General features: G+C 64.3%; 20 protein-coding genes and 1 pseudogene. 8 read left to right on the top strand and 13 right to left on the bottom strand.

All coding sequences use genetic code 11. From position 1 onward, the window contains the following. Window positions 1-168: 168 nt before the first annotated feature. Complete coding sequence (locus tag NKH06_RS22205; RefSeq protein ID WP_352894006.1) at window positions 169-2,832, bottom strand: ATP-dependent helicase; 2,664 nt, start codon at window positions 2,830-2,832, stop codon at window positions 169-171. Between the two features lie 252 nt (window positions 2,833-3,084). On the opposite strand from NKH06_RS22205, the gene NKH06_RS22200 reads away from it, so the two are divergent. Next, window positions 3,085-5,400 carry a glucose/quinate/shikimate family membrane-bound PQQ-dependent dehydrogenase gene (locus NKH06_RS22200; RefSeq protein WP_352442259.1) on the top strand — a complete coding sequence of 772 codons (2,316 nt, stop codon included), beginning with the start codon at window positions 3,085-3,087 and terminating at the stop codon, window positions 5,398-5,400. Between the two features lie 137 nt (window positions 5,401-5,537). Here the strand turns inward: NKH06_RS22200 and NKH06_RS22195 are convergent, their stop codons facing one another. Continuing rightward, window positions 5,538-5,972, bottom strand: coding sequence for a hypothetical protein (locus NKH06_RS22195; RefSeq protein ID WP_127260274.1), 435 nt, complete (start codon window positions 5,970-5,972; stop codon window positions 5,538-5,540). Between the two features lie 434 nt (window positions 5,973-6,406). Between NKH06_RS22195 and NKH06_RS22190 the strand changes: the two are divergent. Then, window positions 6,407-7,294 (top strand): annotated as a pseudogene (locus tag NKH06_RS22190) (dienelactone hydrolase family protein). A 10-nt stretch (window positions 7,295-7,304) separates the two neighbouring features. On the opposite strand, the gene NKH06_RS22185 reads toward NKH06_RS22190, so the two are convergent. Further along, a complete protein-coding gene (locus NKH06_RS22185) occupies window positions 7,305-8,213 on the bottom strand; it encodes an EamA family transporter (protein WP_352442260.1) in 909 nt (302 codons plus the stop codon). 89 nt (window positions 8,214-8,302) lie between these two features. Between NKH06_RS22185 and NKH06_RS22180 the strand changes: the two genes are divergently transcribed. Further along, window positions 8,303-8,782, top strand: a complete 480-nt coding sequence (locus tag NKH06_RS22180) for an Lrp/AsnC family transcriptional regulator (RefSeq protein ID WP_352894003.1) — start codon at window positions 8,303-8,305, stop codon at window positions 8,780-8,782. 16 nt (window positions 8,783-8,798) lie between these two features. Here NKH06_RS22180 and NKH06_RS22175 read toward each other — a convergent pair whose 3' ends face one another. Both NKH06_RS22175 and NKH06_RS22170 read right to left on the bottom strand, forming a co-directional pair. After that, window positions 8,799-8,996: a hypothetical protein gene (locus NKH06_RS22175; RefSeq protein ID WP_013531006.1), complete on the bottom strand. Its 198-nt coding sequence runs from the start codon at window positions 8,994-8,996 to the stop codon at window positions 8,799-8,801. Window positions 8,997-9,231: 235 nt separating this feature from the next. After that, entirely contained in the window at window positions 9,232-9,711 is a 480-nt protein-coding gene (locus NKH06_RS22170; protein WP_023813101.1) for a thioesterase family protein, read from the bottom strand. 102 nt (window positions 9,712-9,813) lie between these two features. Here NKH06_RS22170 and NKH06_RS22165 point away from each other — a divergent pair, with 102 nt between their 5' ends. Further along, on the top strand, window positions 9,814-11,226 hold the full coding sequence (locus NKH06_RS22165) for an FAD-binding oxidoreductase (protein WP_352894000.1): 1,413 nt from the start codon (window positions 9,814-9,816) through the stop codon (window positions 11,224-11,226). A 119-nt stretch (window positions 11,227-11,345) separates the two neighbouring features. Continuing rightward, entirely contained in the window at window positions 11,346-11,867 is a 522-nt protein-coding gene (locus NKH06_RS22160; protein WP_352866809.1) for a hypothetical protein, read from the top strand. 26 nt (window positions 11,868-11,893) lie between these two features. On the opposite strand, the gene NKH06_RS22155 is transcribed toward NKH06_RS22160, so the two are convergent. Beyond that, entirely contained in the window at window positions 11,894-12,880 is a 987-nt protein-coding gene (locus tag NKH06_RS22155) for a Dyp-type peroxidase (protein WP_352893997.1), read from the bottom strand. Window positions 12,881-13,011: 131 nt separating this feature from the next. On the opposite strand from NKH06_RS22155, the gene NKH06_RS22150 reads away from it, so the two are divergent. Next, on the top strand, window positions 13,012-16,974 hold the full coding sequence (locus NKH06_RS22150; RefSeq protein WP_352893996.1) for an AsmA family protein: 3,963 nt from the start codon (window positions 13,012-13,014) through the stop codon (window positions 16,972-16,974). Window positions 16,975-17,008: 34 nt separating this feature from the next. On the opposite strand, the gene NKH06_RS22145 is transcribed toward NKH06_RS22150, so the two are convergent. The 3 genes from NKH06_RS22145 to NKH06_RS22135 form a co-directional block, all read right to left on the bottom strand. Continuing rightward, window positions 17,009-17,890: an RNA polymerase sigma factor gene (locus tag NKH06_RS22145; protein WP_128303531.1), complete on the bottom strand. Its 882-nt coding sequence runs from the start codon at window positions 17,888-17,890 to the stop codon at window positions 17,009-17,011. Between the two features lie 16 nt (window positions 17,891-17,906). Continuing rightward, complete coding sequence (locus NKH06_RS22140; protein ID WP_128303532.1) at window positions 17,907-18,212, bottom strand: hypothetical protein; 306 nt, start codon at window positions 18,210-18,212, stop codon at window positions 17,907-17,909. 126 nt (window positions 18,213-18,338) lie between these two features. After that, window positions 18,339-18,776: a MarR family winged helix-turn-helix transcriptional regulator gene (locus NKH06_RS22135; protein WP_352442266.1), complete on the bottom strand. Its 438-nt coding sequence runs from the start codon at window positions 18,774-18,776 to the stop codon at window positions 18,339-18,341. 156 nt (window positions 18,777-18,932) lie between these two features. Here NKH06_RS22135 and NKH06_RS22130 point away from each other — a divergent pair, with 156 nt between their 5' ends. Further along, complete coding sequence (locus NKH06_RS22130; protein ID WP_352893994.1) at window positions 18,933-20,735, top strand: chloride channel protein; 1,803 nt, start codon at window positions 18,933-18,935, stop codon at window positions 20,733-20,735. On the opposite strand, the gene NKH06_RS22125 is transcribed toward NKH06_RS22130, so the two are convergent. From NKH06_RS22125 to NKH06_RS22110, 4 genes are all read right to left on the bottom strand, one after another. After that, window positions 20,732-20,956: a ribbon-helix-helix domain-containing protein gene (locus NKH06_RS22125; RefSeq protein WP_128306086.1), complete on the bottom strand. Its 225-nt coding sequence runs from the start codon at window positions 20,954-20,956 to the stop codon at window positions 20,732-20,734. The genes NKH06_RS22130 and NKH06_RS22125 overlap by 4 nt on opposite strands. 10 nt (window positions 20,957-20,966) lie before the next feature. Then, complete coding sequence (locus NKH06_RS22120) at window positions 20,967-21,164, bottom strand: DUF4169 family protein (protein WP_127260259.1); 198 nt, start codon at window positions 21,162-21,164, stop codon at window positions 20,967-20,969. A 16-nt stretch (window positions 21,165-21,180) separates the two neighbouring features. Then, window positions 21,181-21,723, bottom strand: a complete 543-nt coding sequence (locus tag NKH06_RS22115) for an SspB family protein (RefSeq protein WP_128306087.1) — start codon at window positions 21,721-21,723, stop codon at window positions 21,181-21,183. A 118-nt stretch (window positions 21,724-21,841) separates the two neighbouring features. Further along, a complete protein-coding gene (locus tag NKH06_RS22110) occupies window positions 21,842-22,531 on the bottom strand; it encodes a TetR/AcrR family transcriptional regulator (protein WP_013531017.1) in 690 nt (229 codons plus the stop codon). Window positions 22,532-22,719: 188 nt separating this feature from the next. Here NKH06_RS22110 and NKH06_RS22105 point away from each other — a divergent pair, with 188 nt between their 5' ends. Continuing rightward, window positions 22,720-23,925 carry a multidrug effflux MFS transporter gene (locus NKH06_RS22105; RefSeq protein ID WP_352442267.1) on the top strand — a complete coding sequence of 402 codons (1,206 nt, stop codon included), beginning with the start codon at window positions 22,720-22,722 and terminating at the stop codon, window positions 23,923-23,925. The last annotated feature ends 119 nt before the right edge of the window (window positions 23,926-24,044 follow it).

Genomic DNA, 24,044 nt, shown 5'->3' with positions numbered 1-24,044 from the left:
TTAAAAGTACCGCTCCGGTTGTGGAATTCTGCTCCGCTGCATTTCTGGGCGAAGGTCGCGGCATGGATCCTCGGGTCTCCGCGACGTCGCTTCGCTCCTGCTCCGCCCGTGGATGACGAAGGTGGGGGCTTCCGCCAGAGAATGGTCGCTTGTAGGGCAAGCAACCGCTCACACCGCAGCCACAAACCCGTCCAGCACGCGCTTCTGGCCGGCCTTGTCGAAGTCGATGGTCAGCTTGTTGCCTTCGATGGCCGAGATGTTGCCGTTGCCGAATTTCTGGTGGAAGACGCGGTCGCCGACGTTGAAAGCGGAGGGCGTGTCGGAGACGGATTTGGCGACCAGTTCGCCGTCGATGGTGCGGCCCTTGACGGAGGTGCGGCCGGCGCCGTAGCCGCTATCGGTCTCGCCATAGCCGATGCGCTCGACCTGGTGGCCGGAGCGCGAGCCCCAGTTGCGGTCGGTGGCTTCGGTGCGGTTGGCCTGGGCGCGCTGCCAGCCCGGCGTCGCATAGGTGTTGGAGAAGGCGCCGGATTTTTCGCTGTCGGCGCCGACATTGTCGAAGCGCGAGGCGCCATAGGGGTTCTGCCGTCCTGCCCCCTGGCCGCCGCGGCCGGAGGCAAAAGAACCGCCGCCGTAGGAATTGCCATAGCCGCCGTAGCTGTTGCCGCTTTCGGCGACCTCGACATGGGCTTCCGGCAGTTCGTCGAGAAAGCGCGACGGGATGGTCGACTGCCACAGGCCGTGGATGCGGCGGTTGGAGACGAACCACAGATGCAGGTTCTTCTTGGCGCGAGTCAGGCCGACATAGGCAAGCCGGCGCTCTTCCTCCAGCCCGGAGCGGCCGCCTTCATCGAGCGCTCGCTGGTGCGGGAACAGGCCTTCTTCCCAGCCGGGCAGGAAGACGGTCTCGAATTCGAGGCCCTTGGCCGAATGCAGCGTCATGATCGAGACGGCGTCGAGCCCGGCGTTCTGCTCAGCGTCCATGACCAGTGCGACATGCTCGAGGAAGGAGCGCAGCGATTCATACTCCTCCATCGAGCGGATCAGCTCTTTCAGGTTCTCCAGCCGGCCGGGGGCTTCAACCGAGCGGTCGTTCTTCCACATGTCGGTGTAGCCGCTCTCTTCGAGAATGGTCTCGGCGAGTTCGGTGTGCGGCGTGGTTTCCAGCGCCTTCTGCCAGCGTTCGAAATTGGCCGCCACTTCGCGCAAGGCGGCGCGGGGCTTCGGCTTCAACTCGTCGCTTTCGGCGAGCTTGGCGGCGGCCTCCAGCATCGGGATGCGCAGCGCACGCGCGGTGTCATGGATCTGGCGGATGGTGGCTTCGCCCAGGCCGCGCTTCGGCACATTGACGATGCGCTCGAAGGCGAGGTCGTCGGCGCCTTGGGCGACGACGCGGAAGAAGGCCAGCGCATCGCGGATTTCCATGCGTTCGTAGAAGCGCGGACCGCCGATGACGCGGTAGTTGAGACCGAGCGTGACGAAACGATCCTCGAATTCGCGCATCTGGAAGGACGCGCGGACCAGGATCGCCATGTCGTTGAGATTGTGCTTTTGCCGCTGGTAGGTCTCGATGGTCTCGCCGACGGCGCGCGCTTCTTCCTCGGAATCCCAGGCGGCGTGGACATGCACCTTGCCGTCCTCCGGCTCGTTGCGGTCGGTGAACAGCGTCTTGCCGAAGCGGCCCTCATTGTGGGCTATGAGGTGGGAGGCGGCCCCCAGTATGTGCGCGGTCGAGCGGTAGTTGCGCTCCAGCCGGATGATGGTGGCGCCGGGAAAATCCTTGTCGAAGCGCAGGATGTTGTCGACCTCGGCGCCGCGCCAGCCATAGATGGATTGGTCGTCATCGCCGACGCAGCATATATTCACGCTCACGGGCTGTTCCGCGCCTGCCGGCGCGGGCCCTCCGCGGGGGCCTCGCAACGGCTCGGACGGACGGTCGTCCTTGCGGCCTTCGGCCGATTGGAGATTAGTCGCCGAAGGCTTGCGCCCGGCATCCGGCCTTTGCGCCAGGAGCCGCAGCCACATGTACTGGGCGGTGTTGGTGTCCTGGTACTCGTCGACGAGGATGTATTTGAAGCGCTTATGGTATTCCTTGAGCACGTCCGGATTGGCGCGGAAGATGCGGATCGGGTGGCAGAGCAGGTCGCCGAAATCGCAGGCGTTCAGCGTCTTCAGCCTCTCCTGATAGGCCTTGTAGAGCTCGCGGCCCTTGCCGTTGGCGAAGGCGCGGGCGTCGCCCTCGGCGATGTCGGCCGGGCCTTGCCCCTTGTTCTTCCAGCCGTCGATCATCTGGGCGAACTGCTTGGCCGGCCAGCGCTTGTCGTCCAGACCTTCGGCCTGGATCAGCTGCTTGATCAGCCGCACGACGTCGTCGGTGTCGAGGATGGTGAAGTCGGAGCGCAAACCGGCGAGTTCGGCATGGCGGCGAAGCAGCTTGACGCCAATCGAGTGGAAGGTGCCGAGCCATGGCATACCCTCGACAGCGCCTTCGCCGATCAGCACGCCGATGCGGATCTTCATCTCGCGCGCGGCTTTGTTGGTGAAGGTTACCGCGAGGATCTGCGACGGGAACGCCTTGCCGGTGGCGAGGATGTGGGCGATGCGCGTGGTGAGCACGCGGGTCTTGCCGGTACCGGCACCGGCCAGCACCAGAACCGGCCCCTCCGTTGTTTCAACAGCTAGCCGCTGCTCCGGGTTGAGGCCCTTCAGATAGTCGGGTGCGTTGTTGTGTCCGCTGCGGGCAGCCATGGCGCGCGCGGCGATGCCCGACGGGGCCGTGGGCCGCGCATTGGGTTCGTCGAAAAAGGGCATGTCTTCGGAAAAGCCGGACATTGCCCCGAATGTAGTGATTCGGTGGGGAAAGACCAGAACTGTCTACGTTTTGTTCCGCTAAAGTGCCCGATTGCTGCCCCGCGCTCCCACTGCGGTCGATGTTATCCCAATTGCGATGGACCATTGCGGCTTGCGCTTGAGGCCCGTGCTTGACAGGCGGGACCGTCAGGAGAAAGTTGTGCTTCGGGCAGCGACGCAATGCCGGGTTGCCATGGCCGCGCCGCGAAGCGCAACAGTCGAAGGAGTATCATCTTGGCTGTCACCATCACCTCCCTCATTCTTTTCCTCATCGGCCTGGCACTCGGCGGCGGCGGCATCCGCCTGGCGATGCTGGGCGGCAGCTGGTACTATGTCATTGCCGGCCTTGCCTTCCTGATCGCCGCCTGGCTGCTCTACCGGCGCAGGTCCACCGCACTGTGGCTCTACGCGGTGATCGTGCTCGGCACGCTGGCCTGGGCGGTCTGGGAAACCGGCTTCGATTGGTGGGAACTCGGGCCGCGCGGCGGCATCATCGTGCTTCTCGCTTTGTGGCTGCTGACGCCGTGGGCGAGGCGGGGTCTTGCCGGCCCTGACGGGCGCGCACCGCTGATCCTTGCCGTGCTGGCCTCGCTGGCCGTCGCCGGTTATTCGATGACATCGGACCCGAAGGACATTGCCGGTGAACTCGGCACCGACAAGGTGGTCGCCAACGCCAATCTCGGCAATGATGTGCCGGCCGGCGAGTGGCACTATTACGGCCGCACGCAGTTCGGCCAGCGCTATTCGCCGCTCGACCAGATCACGCCTGACAATGTCGCCAAGCTGCAGCCGGCGTGGACCTACCAGACCGGCGACGTGAAGGGTCCGGACGATGTCGGCGAGACCACCTATCAGGTGACGCCGCTGAAGATCGGCGACACGCTCTACATCTGCACGCCGCACAATTTCGCCATCGCCATCGATGCCGCGAGCGGCAAGGAGAAATGGCGCTTCGATCCCAAGGTCAAGCTCGACAAGGACCGCCAGCACCAGACCTGCCGCGGCGTGGCCTATTATGCCGATGCCGCCGGCGCCGCCGGGCAGCCCTGTGCGACCCGCGTCTACCTGCCGACCTCGGACGCGCGGCTGATCGCGCTCGACGCCGCCAACGGGCAGGTCTGCCCGGCTTTCGCCGAGGGCGGCACGCTGAACCTTCTGACCAACATGCCCTATCCGAAGTCGGGCTATTACTACTCGACCTCGGCCCCGCTGATATCAGGCGGCAAGATCATTGTCGGCGGCGCGGTCAACGACAATTATTCGACGCAGGAGCCGTCCGGTGTCATCCGCGCCTACGACGCTGCCACCGGCGCGCTGGTGTGGAACTGGGATTCCGGCAATCCGGACCAGACGACGCCGCTGCCGGCCGGCCAGACCTATACCGCCAACTCGCCCAACATGTGGTCGACGCCGAGCGCCGACGAGAAGCTCGGCCTGCTCTACGTGCCGCTCGGCAACCAGACGCCGGACCAGCTCGGCGCCGGGCGCAGTGCCAATGTCGAGAAGTTCTCGTCGTCGATCACCGCGCTCGACCTCAACACCGGTCAGGTGCGATGGGTGCGGCAGACCGTGCACCACGATCTCTGGGACATGGACGTACCGGCACAGCCGAGCCTGATCGACATCATCAAACCCGACGGCACGGTGGTGCCGGCGCTGGTCGGACCGACCAAGCAGGGCGACCTCTATGTGCTCGACCGCCGCACCGGCGAGCCGGTCATTGCGGTCAACGAAGTGCCGGCGCCGGGCGGCGCGATCGAAGGCGACCACACATCGCCGACGCAGCCGGTCTCCGATCTCACCTTCATGCCGAAGCCGCTCACCGGCGCCGACATGTGGGGCCTAACCATGTTCGACCAGTTGGCCTGCCGGATCGAATTCCAGGGCCTGCGCTATGAGGGTCGCTATACGCCGCCTTCCGTCCAGGGGTCGCTGATCTACCCCGGCAACTTCGGCACCTTCAACTGGGGCGGCGTCGCCGTCGATCCGGTCCGGCAGGTGCTGTTCGGCATGCCGACCTACCTGGCGTTCAAATCGCAGTTGATCCCGCGCGATCAGGTGCCGCCGCCGGACGAAGGGCGCGGCAGCGAGCAGGGGCTGAACCGCAACGAGGGCGCGCCCTATGCGGTGGTGATGGGACCGTTCCTGTCGCCGCTCGGCATTCCTTGCCAGGCGCCGCCCTGGGGCTATGTCGCCGGCGCCGATCTCAGGACCGGCAAGATCGCCTACAAGCACCGCAACGGCACCGTCTACGATATGACGCCGCTGCCGCTGCCGCTGAAAGTCGGGGTGCCGGGCATCGGCGGGCCGATGATCACGGCTGGCGGCGTCGCCTTCCTGGGGGCCGCGGTCGACGACTATCTGCGCGCCTACGACCTGACATCGGGCAAGCAGCTGTGGCAGGCGCGGCTGCCGGCTGGCGGGCAATCGACGCCGATGACCTATACGGTGGCCGACGGCCGCCAGTTCGTGGTCATCGTTGCCGGCGGCCACGGTTCGGTCGGCACCAAGCCTGGGGACTATGTGATGGCCTACGCGCTGCCGAAGTAGGGGCGACAGGGTAACGCGATCTTTCAGAGGTCGCGCCGCCCATCATCTGTGCCGGTATCTTTTCCCCGTATAGTGACGGGGAAAAGTGCCCGACTGGGCGATGAGGGCGGGAAATCTTCCGATCGGCCCGTTCTCGATCAGCCGATCCCCAGATGACCCTTCAGGCTGGGCACCGAGCCGAGCACCTTGTTGGTCAGGTCGGGGCCGGCGGCGGCTTCGGCCTGCTGGATCAGCGTCGCGCCGGCCTTCTGGATCTGCGCCATATCGAGCCCGGATGCTTTGAGCGCGGCGACGCCGTTGATCAGCGCGCCGGCCTTCTCGCCGAGAACGCCGCCAAGCGCGCCCTGCAACGACGACAGAAAACCGCCACCGCCGGCCGGAGCGGCGGCCATGACGTCATATTGATGGGCGAGGTCGTCGGCGCCGGGGATCTTGGCGAAGAACGCCGAGGCGCTTGTGCCTTCCGCCTCGTGTTCGAGCACCGAGAAAATGGTGCCGACGACTTTCTCCGTCGTCGCCTGGTCGAGGCCGGCCTTCTGCGAAACGGTGTTGACGATGTCCTGGACGTTCATAGCGTCACCTCAACCCTGGTTTTTCGTGTTGCGGTTCCGCTCAGCGCGGACCCTGATCAACGATCGTCTGCCTGCGTTCAGAACCATCGAGCACAGGGCCAAAGCGACGGCCGCCGCAAGGACGAGCGCGCTGGCGAGGATCGGGGAAGGCATGGTCATGGTCATCGCTTCCTTCTGGGTTTGACGTGTAGGCACGCGGTCAAGATACCGTCGATAGCCACCTTCCCTCACGATTGTGGCAGCGCCAGCAGGATTTATCGCCAATGACCAAAAAGTGATGACACGGCCGTGCATGGCACCGGCTTTACTGCCGGGACGCGGCCAGCGGCCTACGCCCTGAGGCAATCGGCGGCCGCGATGAGTGCTCGACTGGACCATGCCGGCTTGGTCCCTATGTAGCTGGCAATTAAAGCCCGAAGCAGAGGACCCGATCCATGACGAAACCCGACGCCAAGCCCGCCATCACCCAGGCGATGATCGACGCCTATGACGAATATACGCATCTGACGCTCGATCGCCGCCGGTTCATGGAGCAGTTGACCCGGCTTGCCGGATCGGGTGCGGCGGCCGCCGCGATCGCCCCGCTTCTGGCGGCAAATTCGGCGCAAGCGGCTGTTGTCGCCGACAACGATCCGCGGGTGAAGGGCGAGGACATCAGCTATCCCGGCGGCAGCGGCGAAATGAAGGGCTATCTGGTCAAGCCGGTGGACAAGGCGGGCAAGCTCGGCCCGGTGATCGTCGTGCATGAGAACAGGGGGCTCAACCCGCATATCCGCGATGTGACGCGACGCGTGGCGCTGGAGGGGTTCGTGGCGCTGGCGCCGGATTTTCTGTCGCCGCTCGGCGGAACGCCAACCGATGAAGACAAGGCGCGCGACATGTTCGCCAAGCTCGATCCGGCGCAGACCATCGCCGACGGTGTTGCGACCGTCGCTTTCCTCAAGAGCGACAAGGACGGCAACGGCAAGGTCGGCGCCATCGGCTTCTGCTGGGGTGGCGGCACGGTCAACATGCTGGCCATCAACGCCCCCGATCTCAGTGCCGGCGTTGCCTATTACGGCATGCAGCCGAAGGCCGCCGATATGTCCAAGATCAAGGCGGCCTTGCTGCTGCACTAGGGCGGACTGGACGAGCGCATCAATGCCGGCATCGACGCCTTCAAGAAGGAACTCGACGCGGCGCATGTCGAATACACGGTCTATGTCTATGAAGGCGCCAACCATGCCTTCAACAACGACACGTCGGCAGCGCGCTACGACAAGAAGGCGGCCGACCTGGCCTGGGGCAGAACGATCGCCTTCCTCAAGCAGAAATTGGCGTAGGGGCACCCGTCTAATCCGTGTTCGCCGGCTTGTGGAAGGCGACGCCGGCGACCACCAGCGCAATGCCGAGGCAGTCGGCAAAACTTGGAATCTGGCGCAGCACGACGACGCCGATCAGCGTCGCGGTGACGGGCAGCAGCGACAGCATCAGCGCGAAGCTCGCGCGTGGCAGCCGCGACATGGCGAGCTGGTCGCAGATGTAGGGGATAACCGACGAGCAGATGCCGACGCCGATGGCGGCGAGCAGCAGCAATGGTGAGAAAAAGGCGGGCAGCGCATCGGTGAAGCCAATCGGCAGCACGACCACGAAAGCGATCGCCATGGCGGCACCCAGGCCGGCAATGCCGCTGCCTGCGCCTGACGCGGCGACGCGGTGGCCGAGCACGATGTAGCCGACAAACAGCGCGCCGTTGAGGAAGGCCCAGAACAGCCCGATGGGATCATCGGACCATTTGACGTCGATGAGCAGCAAGGTGCCGGTCACCGCGACGGCAAGGGCGGCAAGATTGCGCGGGCTCCTGAGGCCGACCACCGCGACGCCGATGGTGCCGACGAATTCGATCGCCGCCACCAGCGAGATCGGTAGGCGGTCGAGCGCCAGGTAGAACGAACAGTTCATCACCGCCAGACAGGCGCCGAAGGCCAGCAACAGCAGCCTTGTCGAGAGATCGGCGCGGGCGAGGCTTCGCCATGGGCGGGTCAGTGGTGCGAAGATGAGTGCTGCCGTGGCGATGCGCAGCCACGCCATGCCGAGCACGCCGACATGCGGGAAAAGCAGCACGGCGAAAGCCGGCCCGAGATAGTGGAAGACGGCGCTGACGCCGAACCAGACATGCGGCGGCAATTTTTCCGTCAGCCTGCCGAGGGTGGGATTGCCGGGGGCAGGGTCTGCTGTAAGAGCTTGCGTTTGATCATCCATCGGATCAGTATCGCAGGCATATTTGCCGGTTTATATGAGTGATGATGGGCTCGTCTGGGGAGAGTTCTCTCGGAAGCAAGGAATTTCCTATGAAACGCCTTCGAACTGAAATTGCCGATCTCGATGCCGCCGACATGAAGATCCTGCGTCTGCTGGAAAAGGACGCGCGCACCAGCACGGCGGAGCTGGCACGCTCGGTCGGCCTGTCGGCGCCGAGCGTGGCAGAGCGCATCAAGCGGCTGCAGGAAAGTGGCGTCATCGAGGCCTATTCGGTCAGGATCAACCCGGCGGCACTCGGCCTGCCGCTGTCGGCATGGCTGCGCATCCGGCCGGTGCCGGGGCAACTGGCCGTCGTGGCCGAGATCATCCGCGAACTGCCGGAGATCGTGCAATGCGATCGCGTGACCGGAGAGGATTGTTTCGTCGCGCTGGCGCATGTCGGCTCGGTGGCCGACCTCGAGCGGGTGATCGACCGCATCATTCCTTATGCGATGACCAATACGGCGATCATCCAGTCGTCGCCGGTGGTGGCGCGCTCGGCCCTGGCGGCGTTGAGGCGCCAGGCTTGACGTACAGGGAGAGGACCTATGCGTGGCCGCGCTTCATGCGCGCCTGCTTCAGGATGGCGCGCCAGCGGATCATGTCGAACGGGATCGGCTCGTTGTTGTTGGCGATGTGGAAGATCTCGTTGTTGACGTTCTTGAGCGAGCGCCAGAAATCATAGTCGGTGATGCGCGGATCGGCAGCCAGCCTGTCCACCTCGACCTTGATGTCGGTTTTCATGCACTTTCCTCGAACCGGCGCCGCGCCGCCCGTGTCGCTACCTCGATGCGGATCGTTTTCGACCGACCCGCTGAGTCGCGCAACGGCTCAAATGGCTTGTTCCCGTTAAAACCTTGGTAAGGTTAACGTGGGCGCCGCGCTGCTTCAAGCACTGCTGCCGGCCGATGGGAGGGTTCTGCGATTTTAGATTGCCGGTGTGGCTTTGAAGCAGGAAACGAGACGTGTCGGCTTCCCCCTATTTGCGTTTGATGCCGATCGAGCGGCCGGCCCGTTCCGGCATCGGCAGTGCCGAATGGGCGGCGCGCATGGCTTCGACCCTGGCCAGCACATCGGCGGGGAAGGGCGCCACCTTCGGCCCGGACATGTCGACATGCAGCGACAGCGATTCGGACGTCGCGGCCAGCCAGCCGTCGACATGGCGGATTTCCTGATAGGCCCGCAGCCGCTTGTCGTCGTGGTCGATGAGCTGGAATGAGACCGTGACCTTATGCTCGAGGTGCAGCTCCTGCACGTAGCAGACATGGACTTCGGCCGTGTAGATGGTGAGGCGACGATCCCTGGCATAGTTCGGTCCCATGCCCATTGCCTCGAAGGCATCGTCCGAGCAGCGGTCGAACAGCACGTTGTAATAGGCCATGTTGAGATGGCCGTTGTAGTCGATCCAGTCCTTCTCGATGTCCATGGGTTTTGAGACGAAGGGAGTGGGGATGGGCATCGAAACTTCCTTGTTCTGGTGCTGGACAGAGCGTGGCTCCGGAGACTACGCATCCATAGACGCATAACAAGCGTGGACGCTGGTCCATTCGCGGAGGAATTCATGGCTCTGAGCGACCTCAACCCGGTCGAACGCAACGAGGAGGGCATCGCCGCTGTGCTCGGCATCCTCAAGCAGCAGCTTGGCGAGCGATTCCAGACCGGCCAAGCCATCCGCTCGCAGCACGCGCACACCACCACCTATATTCCGACGCAGGCGCCGGACGGCGTCGCGTTTCCCGAGACGGCCGCCGAGGTGCAGGAGATCGTGCGGGCCTGTGCCGCGCACCGCGTGCCGGTGATCGCCTTCGGCGTCGGCTCCTCGCTGGAGGGTCACACCAACGCACCGGGCGGCGGCATATCGGTCGACACGTCGCGCATGAACCGCATCCTGGCGGTCAATCCGCAGGACCTCGACTGTACGGTCGAACCCGGCGTCACCCGCGAGGACCTTAATCGGCATCTGCGCGACACCGGCCTGTTCTTTCCGATCGATCCGGGCGCCAATGCCTCGCTCGGCGGCATGGCGGCGACGCGGGCGTCCGGCACCAATGCCGTGCGCTACGGCACGATGCGCGAGAACGTGCTGTCGCTGACCGCCGTGATGGCCGACGGCGAGACGGTGACGACCGGCAAGCGCGCGAAAAAGAGCTCGGCCGGCTATGATCTGACGCGGCTGCTGGTCGGCTCGGAAGGCACGCTCGGCATCATCACCTCGCTGACGCTGAAGCTGCAAGGCATCCCGCAGGCGATCTCTGGCGGCGTCTGCCCGTTTCCGAGCGTCGAGGCGGCCTGCAACGCGGTCATCGCGACGATCCAGATGGGCATCCCGGTGGCGCGCATCGAACTGGTCAACGCGCTGCAGATGCGGGCGATGAAGAACTATTCGAAGCTCGACTATCCCGAAAGCCCGTGCCTGTTCGTCGAGTTTCACGGCAGCGATGCCGGCGTTGCCGAACAGGCCGAGACCTTTGGCATGATCGCGGAGGAGAATGGCGGCGGGCCGTTCCTATGGACCAGCGTCGCCGAGGAGCGCACAAAACTGTGGAAGGCCAGGCATGACGCCTACTGGTCGTCGCTGACGCTACGGCCAGGTGCCAAGGGGCTGTCGACCGATGTCTGCGTGCCGATCTCGCGCTTTGCCGAATGCGTCATGGAAACCGAAGCCGACATAGCCGAGATGGGTCTGATCGCGCCGATCGTCGGCCACGCCGGCGACGGCAATTTTCACGTGCTGGTGCTGATGGATGTCAACGATCCCAAGGAGATCGCGCTGTCGGAAAAGTTCGTCTCGCGGCTCAACATGCGGGCGATCGCCATGGACGGCACCTGCACCGGCGAGCACGGCATAGGCCAGGGCAAGATCGGCTTCCTGCGCCATGAACTCGGCCATGGCGTCGACATCATGCGCACGATCAAGCAGGCGCTGGATCCGCTCGATATCATGAACCCGGGCAAGATATTGCCGGGGGACTAGGCGAGTCCTCCAGCGCAAGGCCGCAGGCGGCTCGTCTTGACCATGCCACCATTCGGGCCGAGACTTCGCCGAGCAGCGAGGCCTGAAACCAACAGGCGTGCCAGCGGAGGAAAAGTGTCATGGCGATTTCACGCAAGGACGAGGCGCGTGCGCTGAGCGCCGACGAACAGGAACTGGTGGAGAAGTCGCACCATCCGGCGGTGCAGGAGCTTTCCGACGGCGATCTTGCCGGTCTGGTCAAGCTGTTGCGGGAGCGGCGCGACAAGGCGCAGACCGAAACGCATCGGCGCCGCCGCGAAATGCGGGGCAAGGGAGCGCCGAAAGGCGCTGCGCCCTCAAAGTCCGATGGCGGTTCGCAGGTAAAGCTGGCGGTGCTGGCCATGGCGATGCGGCGGCTCAATGGCGAGGCCGAACGGCGGCGGCAACTGGCGGCTCGCGTTTCGCTGGTTGGGAATGCGCGCAAGGCGCTGGCCATGAAGCAAAATGCGCCGGCGGACGGTCCCGCGCTCAATTCGCGGACGGCTCACAAGGGCATGCGCGCCGTGGCCAACAAGCGGGCGCCGAAGCTGGTCCGGCCGGCGGAACTCGGCCGGCAGCGCAAGGCGGGCAAGGTGGCGCAAGCGAAGCGCGACGCACGCTGATCCTCGCTGATAGAGGCCGCCAGCCTTTACCGGGCGGCGGGAAGCTTCTCCTGCGCGCCCTCGACAAGCGCCTGCAGCATGGGGCGGGTTGGCGCGAAGAACGTTGTGCCGGTCTGCGGCGTCGAGAAATCGAGCAGGCGGTCGTAGGCGCCCGGCGGGTCGCCGATATACATGCGCTGCAGCATTTTTTCGGTGACCCAAAGATATCTGGAATAGCCGATGAAGTAGGTCCCGAACTCGTTCTGTCCGGGCCTGCCGAACGGCATGTTGTCGCGCAAAATGTCGTACTCGTTGCCATCGGCATCCTCGATGGTGGCCAGCGACTTGTGCGATTTGCGCGGCGCGTCGTCATCGTCGATTTCGATGTTGTCGATCTTGGTGCGGCCGATGATCGCTTCCTGCTCGGGCGTCGGAATGCGCGCCCAGGCCTGCATGTCGTGCAGATATTTCTGGACGACGACATAGCTGCCGCCGGCGAAGTCGGCGTCTTCATCGCCGACGAGCGCAGAGGCGGGCAAATCGAGGCCGGTCGGGTTGGCGGTGCCGTCGACGAAGCCGAGCAGGTCGCGCGCATCGAAATAGCGAAAGCCGGAAACCTCGTCGACGATGCTCACGCCGTCGCCGAGATTGTCGAGCAGAATGCGCTCGAACTCGAAGCACATGTCGGGGCGTTCGGAGCGGATGTGGAAGAGAAGATCGCCGGCGGTCGAAGGCGCCGAATGAACGGCACCCTTGATCGGCGCGAACGGTTTCAGTTCCAGCGGCCGCCGATCTGGAGAAAGACGGTCCCAGAGATCGCGGCCGATGCCGGCAATGCACGAAAGCCGCCCGGAAAGATCGCGGAACCCGACGGTTTTGACGAGATCGTCGAGCCCGCCAAGCACGGAGGCCACCTTGGCGAGCGCGGTCTGCCCGCCGGCGACGGTGACGACAAGAAAGACCGCCGAAAGCGACAGCGGAGCGTCGACGCTTTGCGCGTCGATCGGCACGCGATCCCAGTTCTTCCCAGACATCCGAATTCTCCGCTTTGCGAGGATTTGTTTCAGATCATCCGGGATCGCGCAACACTGGATGAATTGCCTCTTTATCGACACGCGGATGCGGGTAGAGTGCGGCAGAATTTCAATCAACCCATTCGGAGCTGATGCTCGCACGCCTGTTCGTGATCTTTGGTGGCCTGTTCGTGCTGGTGCTATGTGCGGCGCTGGTGGTGCCGTATTTTGTCGACTGGACCGGCTACCGCGCCCAATTCGAGCGCGAGGCGAGCGCCATTCTCGGCCGCAAGGTGACCGTGCAGGGCGACGCCACGGCAAGGTTGTTGCCGTTCCCCTCGGTGACCTTCTCGAACGTCGCTGTCGCCGGCGGCCCCAATGGCCAGCCGGCCATGACCGTCGAGACGTTTTCGATGGATGCGGAACTGGCGCCCTTCCTGCGCGGCGAAGTGCTGATCTTCGACATGCGGCTGGTGCGGCCGAAAGCGACCATCGACATCGCCAACAATGGCACGGTCGACTGGGCGATGCGGCCGTCCTCGCCCTTCGACCTCGATCAGATCTCGATCGAGAAGCTGACGGTGACGGAAGGGCAGATCGAACTGCGCCATGCCGCCGGCGGGCGCAGCCATTTGTTTTCCGAGATCAATTCGACCATCTCGGCCAAGTCGCTGGCCGGGCCATGGCGCATGGACGGCACGCTGCGGCTGGACGGGTTGCGCACCGCGGTCACCGCGTCCACCGGCAAGGCTGAAGGCAACGGGCAGATGCGGCTGCGGCTGAAGGCCGATCCGGACGCCTATCCGCTGGTCATCGAAGCCGACGGCAATGCTGGCATTGTCAATGGCGCTGCCGTCTATTCCGGCCAATTCAAAATCTCCGGTGCGGACAAGAACAGCGCCGAGCTGCGCAGCACCGACGGTGAGACGGTGAAGGTTTCCGCCGGCAAGCCCGATCCGGGCTTTCGGCTGAACGGCAAGTTTTCGCTCGACCACCAGAAGTTGGGCGTCGACGAATTCCGCTTCGAGACCGGGCCGCTCGACAACCCCTACACCGCCGATGGCAAGGCTTCTGTCGATCTCGGGCTGAAACCGAGTTTCGCCATCGAGGCCAATGGCGCGCAGGTGCAGTTCGACGAGGCGGTGGGCGCCGAGGCCGGCGCCGGCCTGACGCTGGACCAGCGCATCGCGGCGTTTGAGCAGGCGCTGCTCGACATGCCGAAGCCGACCATTCCCGGCACCGTCGAGGTCAAGCTGCCGGCGGTGGTGGTCGGTGACACCACGGTGCGCGACGTGCACCTTTCCGCCGAGCCGGTCGATGGCGGCTGGTCGGTGAAATCGCTTGCCGCGACCTTGCCCGGCCGCACCACGCTGGAAGCCGATGGCATGCTCGTGCTCAATTTGGAGGGTCATTTCGGCTTCAACGGTTCGCTGCTGCTGGCCGTGGCGCAACCTTCCGGCTTTGCCGCCTGGCTGTCGAAGGATGTCGACGAGGCGATCCGCCGTTTGCCCGCCGCCGGCTTCAAGGCCAAGGTCGACCTCTCGCAGAAGCGCCAGGCCTTCAGCGATCTTGAACTGATCCTGGGCAAGGCGAAGTTTTCCGGCCGCATCGATTCCAGCCAGCCCGACGATGCCAAGCCTTCGGTGCTGATGCGGCTCGAAGGCGATGACCTCGATGTCGACGGGCTGGCGGCCTTCGCCTCGATCTTCGTCAGCGACAAGGGCGCCAATCGCTTTGCCGACCGCGACCTCGATTTCCAGATCAAGGCAGGGCCGGTCAATGCGGGAGGATTGACCGCCGACACGGTCGACACGGCGCTCAGGCTGCGCGATGGGCTGCTCGAAATCGACCGGCTGTCGGTGGGCGGGCTGGCCGGCGCCTCGATCAGCGCCACCGGCCGGATCAAGGATTTCCCGGCGAGCCCGACCGGCAAGCTCGATGCGTCGGTGATTGCCGTCGACCTGAAGCCGCTGATCGACGTCGCCGCCCAGCACTATCCCGACAGTGCCGTGCTCAAGGGACTGGCGAGCCGTGCCGCCGCCTACCCCGAGCTGTTCCAGGATGCGCGCATCGACCTGGTGGCGAGTGCGGCCGACAATGGCGACGGCACCACCGGCCTGGCGGTGAGCGGGCAAGGCAAGGCGGGCGGCTCGGCCTTTTCCGCGTCGCTGTCGGGGAAGGGGGCGGTGGGCAAGCTTCTGGAAGCGCCGGTGGCGCTGACCTTCAACGCCAAGAACCCTGACGCCACCGCGCTGCTGGCGCTCTACGGCCTGCCGGCGCTGCCGCTCGGCATGCTGGGCGAGGCAAGCACCGACATTCAGGCCAAGGGCACGTTTGGCGGCGGCCTGGCGACGAATTTCAGCCTTGCCGGCAATGACTTCAAGGCCGGTTTCGAGGGAACGATCGCCGATACGCCGCAAGGCTTCGCCGCCAAGGGCAAGCTCAGCCTCGATGCCGCCGACATCGAGCCATGGCTGATGACGTCAGGTATCGGCCTGGCCGGCATGGGGGCGGGCATGTCGACGTCGCTCGCCGCGCAGGGCGACTATGGCAACGGTCTGCTGGTGCTGGACGAACTCAGCGGCGCCATCAACGAAGCGGCGGTGTCCGGCGACGTCAATATCGATGTAAAGGACGGCGTGCCGCATCTGGCCGGGGCGCTGGCGCTCGACGAACTCGACCTCGATCCGATGGCGGTGGCGCTGTTCGGCGATTCCGCCTTTCTTGCCGACAAGGAAGGGGCCGACAAGGAAGGGGCAGGTAAGGGTGGCGTGTGGCCGGCGACACCGTTCAGCCAGAAATCCAACCTGCCGTTCACCGCCGACCTAGACCTGACGACGGCAGCGCTCGCCGCCGGTCGGTTCGCCACCGCGTATGATGCCGCCTTTTCGCTCAAGCTGGACCAGGAAGGCATCCGCGTTTCGGATTTGAAGGCGAAATTGCTGGGCGGGGCGCTCACCGGCCTGTTCGAACTGAAGAACATTGACGGCACCGGCCTGTTCTCTGGCCAGATGAAACTGGCGGGCGCCGATCTGGCGACCGTGCTGCCGGATGCCGGCATCAGCGGCATCGGCGATTTCTCGACGGCACTGTCAAGCAGCGGCAAATCGGTCGAAGGGATGGTGGCCGCCTTGTCGGGCTCCGGTACGGCGGCGTTGAAGGGCGTCAAAGTTGCTGGTGTCAATCCAGATGCGTTCGGTGCGTTCCTCGCCAAGGCGGATGCGATCGGGCGCGACATCGATGTCGCCAAGACTGCCGGTTTTGCACCTGATATCGCCGCCGATGGCAGCCTTGCCGCCAAGGATACCGACGTCGCCTTCACGGTTGCCGGCGGGACGCTGCGGGCGCCGCCGATCAGCCTGGAGAATCCGGCGGCGACCTTGTCCGCCGACGTCACGGCGGATCTCAACGCGGTCACGGTGTCGGCCAAGGGTGCGATCACCTATCGGCCTGGCGACGAGGCACTGGTCGGCTCCGAGCCGGTCGTGAATTTCACCGCCGAGGGGCCGTTCGGCGCGGTAAAACGAGCATTCGACAGTGAGCCGCTGGCGCAGTTCCTGACCCAACGCGCGCTGGAAAAGGAACAGCAGCGCGTCGAGGCGATGCAGGCCGCGCTGCTTGAGAAGCAGCGGCTGCGGCGCGAGGTGCGCTACTACGCGGCGCTGCAGATCGAACGTGAGAACGCCGCCGAGGAATTGCGCAAGCAGGAGGAAGCAGCACGGCTGAAAGCCGAGGCCGACGCCAAGGCAAAGGCCGAAGCGGACGCGCAGGCGAAAGCCGAAGCCGACGCCAAAGCTCAGGCCGACGCGGAGGCGAAAGCCAAGGCCGACGCCGATGCCAAAGCCAAGGCGGATGCGGACGCCAAAGCCGCTGCCGAACAGCAGGCCGCCGACGAGGCGGCCAAGGCACAAGCCGAGCAGGCGCGGCAGAAGGCGGAAGAGGCGATGCGTATCGCTTCGCAGGAAAAGGCAAGGCTCGAGGCTGAACGCAAGGCCGCGCAGCAGGCTCCGAAGGTGGAGCGTGCGCCGCCACCGGAAGCCAATGACAATCCGCCGCCGGCCAAGCCGAAGTCCAATCCGTTCACGATCGACAATCTGCTGAAGTCGCTGCGGTAGGCAGTAGGGGAGGCCTTTCCGCCCCGAGACCGTTTCAAAGAACGAACAGTTCGGCACCGTCGGTGGTGTAGCGGGCGTGGCGAAAATCGCGGATGGCGGCAAGCCTGCCGTCCTGCCAGGCCAGCAGGATGAAATAGGTGGGGCGCCCTGTTGGGTCATTGGGATCGCGGACGAGGACTGCTGGCCTGTCTTCGACGAAGCCGAGCATAAGATGCCAATCCTGCACGCGGGAATAGTTGCTGAAGTAGGTGGCGACCTCCTTGCGGCCATTCAGCCGCGCCCTGGCCACCAGTTCCAGCCGCACCTCATCGGCCAGCATGTCGCGCACCGCATCGAAGTCGCGGGCGTTGAAGCGGTCGATGTAAGCGTCGAGCAGCAGACGTTGCGCGGCGCTCAGTCTCGGAACAGGACGGTCGTCCGGTTCGTCCGCAAGATTGCGCAGTCGGTGGCGGCCACGATGCAGCGCCGCCTTGATGGCGGGGATGCTGGTATCGAGCGTGGCGCTGATTTCCTGCAGCGAATAGCCCAGAACGTCCATCATGATGACGCTGCTTCGCTGCGTGACGGGAAGGCGCATGAAAGTGTGCAGGCTGGCCGCGGCGGCCTGACGATCGGCGGTGGGATTGGCCGGGTCGACGATCATATCCGGGTCCTCATCGGAAAAGGCCTTTTCGCGGGCTCGCCGGCGCAGAAAGTCGAGCGCAGCATTGTGGGCAATGCGAAACAGCCAGCCCTCCGGGTTGGCGATCGGGCCGGCATCCGGCAGCGCCTCGAACGCCTTGGCCAGGGCTTCCTGCAGCACGTCCTCGCCGTCGATGACCGAGCCGGCCATGCGGGCGCAGTAGCGGTGCAGTTTGGGACGCATTTCGCCGAACAGGCGGTCAAAAGGCTCGCGGATCTCGCCAGGAATGTTCATGCACCTCTGTTTGCCGTTACTGGTCCAGCATCCGGTAGTGGCCCACCACGGTCATTTCCTCGCGCTGCGGACGCTCGATCAAGCGATCCCTGATGCCGCTCTGGAAGGCCTCGAATGCCGCCAGCCCGGTGATGATGTCGGCATGGGCCTCGGTTTCCGTCTCGACCAGATGGACAAAGGTCCCGTCGTCGGACCGCCATGTCATGTAGCGAACACCTTCCGGCGACTTTTCCCGCAGCTCCTGGAACACGGCCTTGACCAGCCGTTCATTCTCATCGGTCCGTTCCGGTTTCGTCTTGTAGCGTATCAGGTGGCGTTTCATCGCGTTTTTTCCTCTTCGTGCCCTGCGCTTTGCGGGCCGCTTACGTCCGAGACGTTGTGGCGAAGCCAAAGGATTCGGGAGGCCGGGAAAATAGTTCGGTGCCGTTTTCGTGCAAGGTCTGGAGCCTTACGCATGGTCCCGATCGAGCAGCCGGCGCAGCATCGGTTCGATGCGTGAAAGCTCGTCGAGATGTGCCGCCGACAGCTCGGCCAGGCAATCGTCGGCGCGCTCGGTCAGTTGCAGCAGCACGCGGCGGTGGTCGTCCTTGTCCTGATTTCTGGCGACCAGCCCTGCTTCGCAAAGGCGGTTGACCAGTTCGACGGCGCTGTGGTGGCGGATGCGCAGGCGTTCCGCGAGATCGCCAACCGTCACCGGGCCGCCGCCGGGGAATCCCTTGATCGCCAGCAGCGCCTGATGCTGGCGCGGGGTCAGGCCGGCGTCTTCCGCCTGGACCTGGCTGAATTCGAGGAAGCGGCGGATCAGGTAGCGAAACTCCGATAGCCGCTGGTAATCGGCTTGGCTGATGGCGGGGCGTGATTTTTGTGGCTGCGACATATCAGACATGTGTTCGTTTTCCGGCGAAAGCTCAAACGGATTTCGGGCGAAACCGGCTTGAATATTTATATCGTGTTACGATACATATCCACCAACAAGCCCGGCTGGCCGCTTCGACCGTGCCGCATCTCAGACATACGGCGCGCCGCCAGGAAGCAAACTGCCATGAAGACCCCTCACTCGAACCCGGAGCATCTGCGCGATTTCACCACGGATGCCAGGGTGCTGTTCGTCGCCGCCATTGCCGTGGTGGTGGCGACAGCTGGACTGGTTGCCGGCATCGCGCTTTTGAAGCTGATCCGGCTGGCCACCAACATCGCCTATTTTGGCCAGTTCACGCTCGCCGATCTGAAGCTCGAGGACACGCCGCTGGGCTATGCCTCCGTCATCGTCCCTGTGATCGGTGCGCTGATCATCGGCCTGATGGCGCGCTTCGGCAGCGAGAAGATCCGCGGTCACGGCATTCCCGAAGCCATAGAGGCCATCCTGCTCGGGCGTTCCAGACTCGACGCCAAGGTGGCGATCCTGAAGCCGCTGTCGTCGGCGATCTCGATCGGCTCCGGCGGACCGTTCGGCGCCGAGGGCCCGATCATCATGACCGGCGGCGCGATCGGTTCGCTGATCGCGCAGATGCTGCCGGTCAGCGACAACGAACGCAAGACGCTGCTGGTGGCCGGTGCTGCGGCGGGCATGACCACGGTGTTCGGAACCCCGATCGCCGCCATCATGCTTGCGGTCGAACTGCTGCTTTTCGAATGGACTCCGCGCAGCTTCATCCCGGTGGCGGTCGCGGCTGTTATCGCCGAGGTGGAGCGCACCATGCTGCATCTGCCCGGACCGATCTTTCCGTTTCAGGGCGGCATGGAGGTGTCCTTTGTCGGCCTTGCCGGCTGGGTGGCGATCGGCGTTTGTGCAGGACTTTTGTCGGGGCTGCTGACGCAGATGGTCTATGCCTGCGAGGACGGTTTTCAGAAGCTGCCGATCCACTGGATGTGGTGGCCGATGCTTGGCGGACTGGTGGTCGGCATCGGCGGGCTGATCGAGCCGCACGCGCTCGGCGTCGGCTATGACAACATCACTGACATGCTGGACGGCCGCACCGTCGCGACGGCAGCACTCCTCCTGCTGGTGGTGAAGGCGATCATCTGGTCGGTAGCGCTCGGCTCGGGAACGTCGGGAGGTGTGCTGGCGCCGCTGTTGATCATGGGCGGGGCCATGGGCGCTGTGCTCGCCGGCGTTCTGCCTGCCGCGGATCCGGGTTTCTGGGCGCTGCTGGCGATGGCCGCCACCATGGGCGGCACGATGCGTGCGCCGCTGACCGCCACGTTCTTCGCCGTCGAACTGACCGGCAACACGCATATGCTGGTGCCGCTGATTGCTGCCTGCGCTGCGGCGCACGCCGTCACCGTGCTTCTGATGAAGCGATCGATCCTGACCGAAAAGATCGCCAGAAGGGGACATCTTCTGGTTCGCGAATACCGCGTCGACCCTTTCGCCCTGACCAGGGTGCGCGAGGTGATGACGTCACAAGTCGAAAGCGTGCCGGCGACGATGACGCTGCATGGCGCGGCAGCGTTCCTGACAGCGCCGGAAACACGGCATCCGAGTTTCCCGGTGGTCGATGAGCGCGGCCATGTGCTGGGCCTCATCGATCCGCCGGCGATATTGCGCTGGAGACGCGCCGGCACGCACCGCACCACCACGCTTGGCGAACTGCTGGCCGGCAGCAAGGTGACGCTGGCCTATCCGGACGAATATCTCGAAGGCCTCTCCGACAAACTGCTGCTGGCCAACGTCTCTCATCTGCCCGTCGTCACTCGCGAAGGCTCGTTGCTGGTCGGCTATGTCGGCTGGAAGGATTTGATGCGCGTGCGGTCCAGGAAACAAGCCGAGGAGCGCGAGCGTTCGACCTTGCTTGGCTTCGGCACCAGACACACGAAAAAGAACGACGCCGTCGAAAGCCTTTAGATTCTCTCTGCGTGCTTCGCCCACTCCAGCACATAGAGCCTCAGCGCCGAGGACAGGTTGGTGTCGCGGGGCCGCGTCTCGTCGACTTCGGCGACAAGCGCAGCGAGCGTCAGCTCCCTGGTCGCCGCGATCGCGACGAGGTCCTCATAGAAGGGCTTTTCAAGCGAGTAGCTGGTGCGGTGACCACGAATGGTCACCGAGCGCTTTTCGACCGCGCTCACTGGTGACAGCTCACTGGTCGTCTTCGGCGCCGGATGGCTCGCGGCGGTGCCCAGCGACGAAATTTTCGGCCTTGTCGGCGACTATGCGGTCGCGTTGCTTCTCTGCCTTGGAGCGACCGTACAGTGCCCGGTTCTGTTCGGCGACGCGCACTTTCTCGTCCCGCGCCTTCTGCTTGCGAGCCTGGCGGAGATTGACGATGTCAGCCATGGCGTGAACCGCAGGCCTATTTCTTGCGGAAGGCGTCGAGCGAGACCACTTCGGCGCCCTTGGTGCTGGCGTCCGCCGCTGCGGGCTTCTTCTCCGCCTCGGCGGCAGCTGCCTTCTTCTCCGCCTTCGGCTTTTTCTCGGAGACGATGGTCAACGGCTCAGGCGAGGCTGGAGCGGCTGGTTCCTCGGCTGCCGCGCCATCCGTCTTGACGTCGAATTCGAGTTCGAAATTGACCGACGGATCATAGAAGCCGCGTACGGCCGAAAACGGGATTTCGAGCTTTTCCGGCACATCGGAGAAGGACAGGCCAACCTCGAAGCCGGTATCGGTCACCTTCAGGTCCCAATACTGGAACTGAATGACGATGGTCATCTGCTCGGGATAGCGCTCGCGCAGCCGCGAAGACACGCGTACGCCCGGCGCGCCGGTCAGGAAGGTGATGAAGAAGTGGTGGTTGCCGGGGAGGCCGGTGCGCGCGACCTCGGCCAGGACCTTGCGCATGACGCCGCGCAACGCCTCCTGGGCCAGAATGTCGTAGCGGATGTGGTCGTCGGCCATGTGGCGGTCGGGTTCCGTTGAATCGTCCGCATAGCTGTAATCAAGCTTGAGGGCGGCGTAAACCGCATATAGATCACCCTCGCGCGGAAGCGAAGACTATTGCCAGCGATTTGATCGCTCAGGCGCTGGCGAGCGCGCTTTGCTTTTCGGACGATGCCGCGGACCGGCGCTTGCCGAAGGCGCGCAGGAAGGTGCGCACGCCATTGGTCGCGGATTGCAGCACCTCGTCCTCGCGCGGCGAGCCGCCAAGCATGAAGGTGGTCTGCAGTTCGGCATTGACGAGGCCAAGGAACTGGCGCGCCGCCACGTCCGGGTCCTCGATCGTGAGGTAGCCGCCATAGGCGAGGCGGGCGAAGCGGGCGGCGATTGCCGGCCATGTCCTGCCCGGTCCCTGTTCGCGCCATTCAGCAAACAGTTCGGGATAGCGCTCGCCTTCGGTCTGGATCAGCTTGCGCAGGAATTTTCCGTCGCGGTTGCAGATGCAGTTCTGGTTCAGGCGCACGGCAAAGCCGATCAGATCGGCTTCGAGATCCCCCGGCTGGTCGGGGAAGGTGGCAATGGTGGCGAAGATGCCGGCATTGCAGCGTTCGGTGAGGTCACGGACCACGGCGACGAACAGCTTCTCCTTGTCGCCATGATGGTTGTAGATCGTCTGGCGCGAAACGCCGGCTTCAGCCGCGATCAGATCGATGTTGGCGCCGGCGAAACCTTCGCGGCAAAACACGGTGGCTGCGGAGTCGACGATCGACAGGCGCTTGGCCTCATGGCCGCGTGGCGGGAAAATGTCAGGAGAAACGTGCAGCTTCATAAAAAACTATATAAAGGTGATTGACGATTTAGACAAGAGTGTCTAAATTTGTGGACACAAGATAAAGAGATTTCGCGTGAGAGAGACGAATGGAATTCGCTCTTGAGGTGTCGGAATCTCACGGGATGGAACGTCCTAGGTTAGACGTCGCGTGGCGGCGGCAACCAGATTTGAAAGAAGCCTTTATCATGAGTCCCAAATTCCTCCGCATCGCGGTCGTGCTCGGCTTGTTGTCCGCCATCGGCCCGTTCGCCATCGACATGTATCTGCCCGCGCTGCCGTCGATCGGCGCGGATCTGCATGCCAGCACCGCTGCGGTGCAGATGAGCCTGTTGATCTTCTTCCTGTCGATGGGGTTTGGCCAGATCGTCGTCGGGCCGATTTCCGACATGGTCGGCCGCAAGCTGCCGCTTTATGGCGGTCTTGCGCTGTTCATGGTTGGCGGCATCGGTTCGGCAATGGCGCCGACCATCGAATGGCTGATCGCTTTCCGTTTCCTGCAAGGGCTTGGCGCCAGCGCCGGCATGGCCGTTCCGCGCGCCATCGTGCGCGACCTGCACACCGGTAATGAGGCCGCCAAGCTGATGTCCTTGCTGATGCTGGTGTTCTCGGTGTCGCCGATCCTGGCGCCGCTGACCGGCAGCGTGATCATCGAGAATTTCGGCTGGCGCGCCGTGTTCTGGACGGTGACGGGCGCGGCTCTGCTGGCCACCATCCTTCTGGCGACTTCGCTCAAGGAGACGCGGCCGGTGGAAGATCGCGCCGGGTCCTCCTTCGGCACCGCGCTGTCGGCCTACCGCTTCCTGATGGGTGATCGCAACTTCCTCGGTCTGACGGCGATCGCCGGCTTCGGCATTGCCAGCTTCTTCGTCTATCTGTCGAGTTCGTCGTTCATCCTGATCGACCATTACGGGCTGTCGCCTTCGGTCTACAGCGTGTTCTTCTCGATCAACGCGGTGGCCTTCATCGGCATGTCGCAGATGACGGGGCTGCTGGCCGAGCGCTTCGGCCTGAGGCGCGTGGTGCGCGTCGCGGTGACCGGCTATGCGACGACGATGGTGGTGCTGTTCGCGGTAATGGCGACAGGCATCGACCGGCTCGACGTGATGGCGGCGCTGCTGTTCGTCGGCTACGGCTTCCTCGGCCTGGTCATTCCGACCACCTCGGTGCTGGCCATGGAAGAACATGGCGAGATTGCCGGCACCGCTTCAGCGCTGATGGGCACGCTGCATTTCGCCATCGGTGCGCTCGCCATGGGTGTCGCAGGCGTGTTCTTCGACGGTACGCCGCTGCCGATGGTGGCCGGCATCACGCTGTGTGCGGTGATTTCCTTCACGCTGGCCAAGGTCACGCTCGGCCGCTCGCGCGAGGTTGCCGAGGCACCGGCGGAATAAGCAAACAAATGAAAAAGGCCGGGTTCTGAACTGACCCCCGAAAGTTGGACACAACCTTCGGGGGTTTTGCATGTCCAAATACAGCGAGAGTTTCAAGCGCTCGGTTGTCGATAGCTATT

This window comes from Mesorhizobium sp. M1342 (assembly GCF_040317955.1).
In the GTDB taxonomy this organism is placed as follows: Bacteria; Pseudomonadota; Alphaproteobacteria; order Rhizobiales; family Rhizobiaceae; genus Mesorhizobium.
This window is presented reverse-complemented; position numbering and strand designations above follow the sequence as displayed.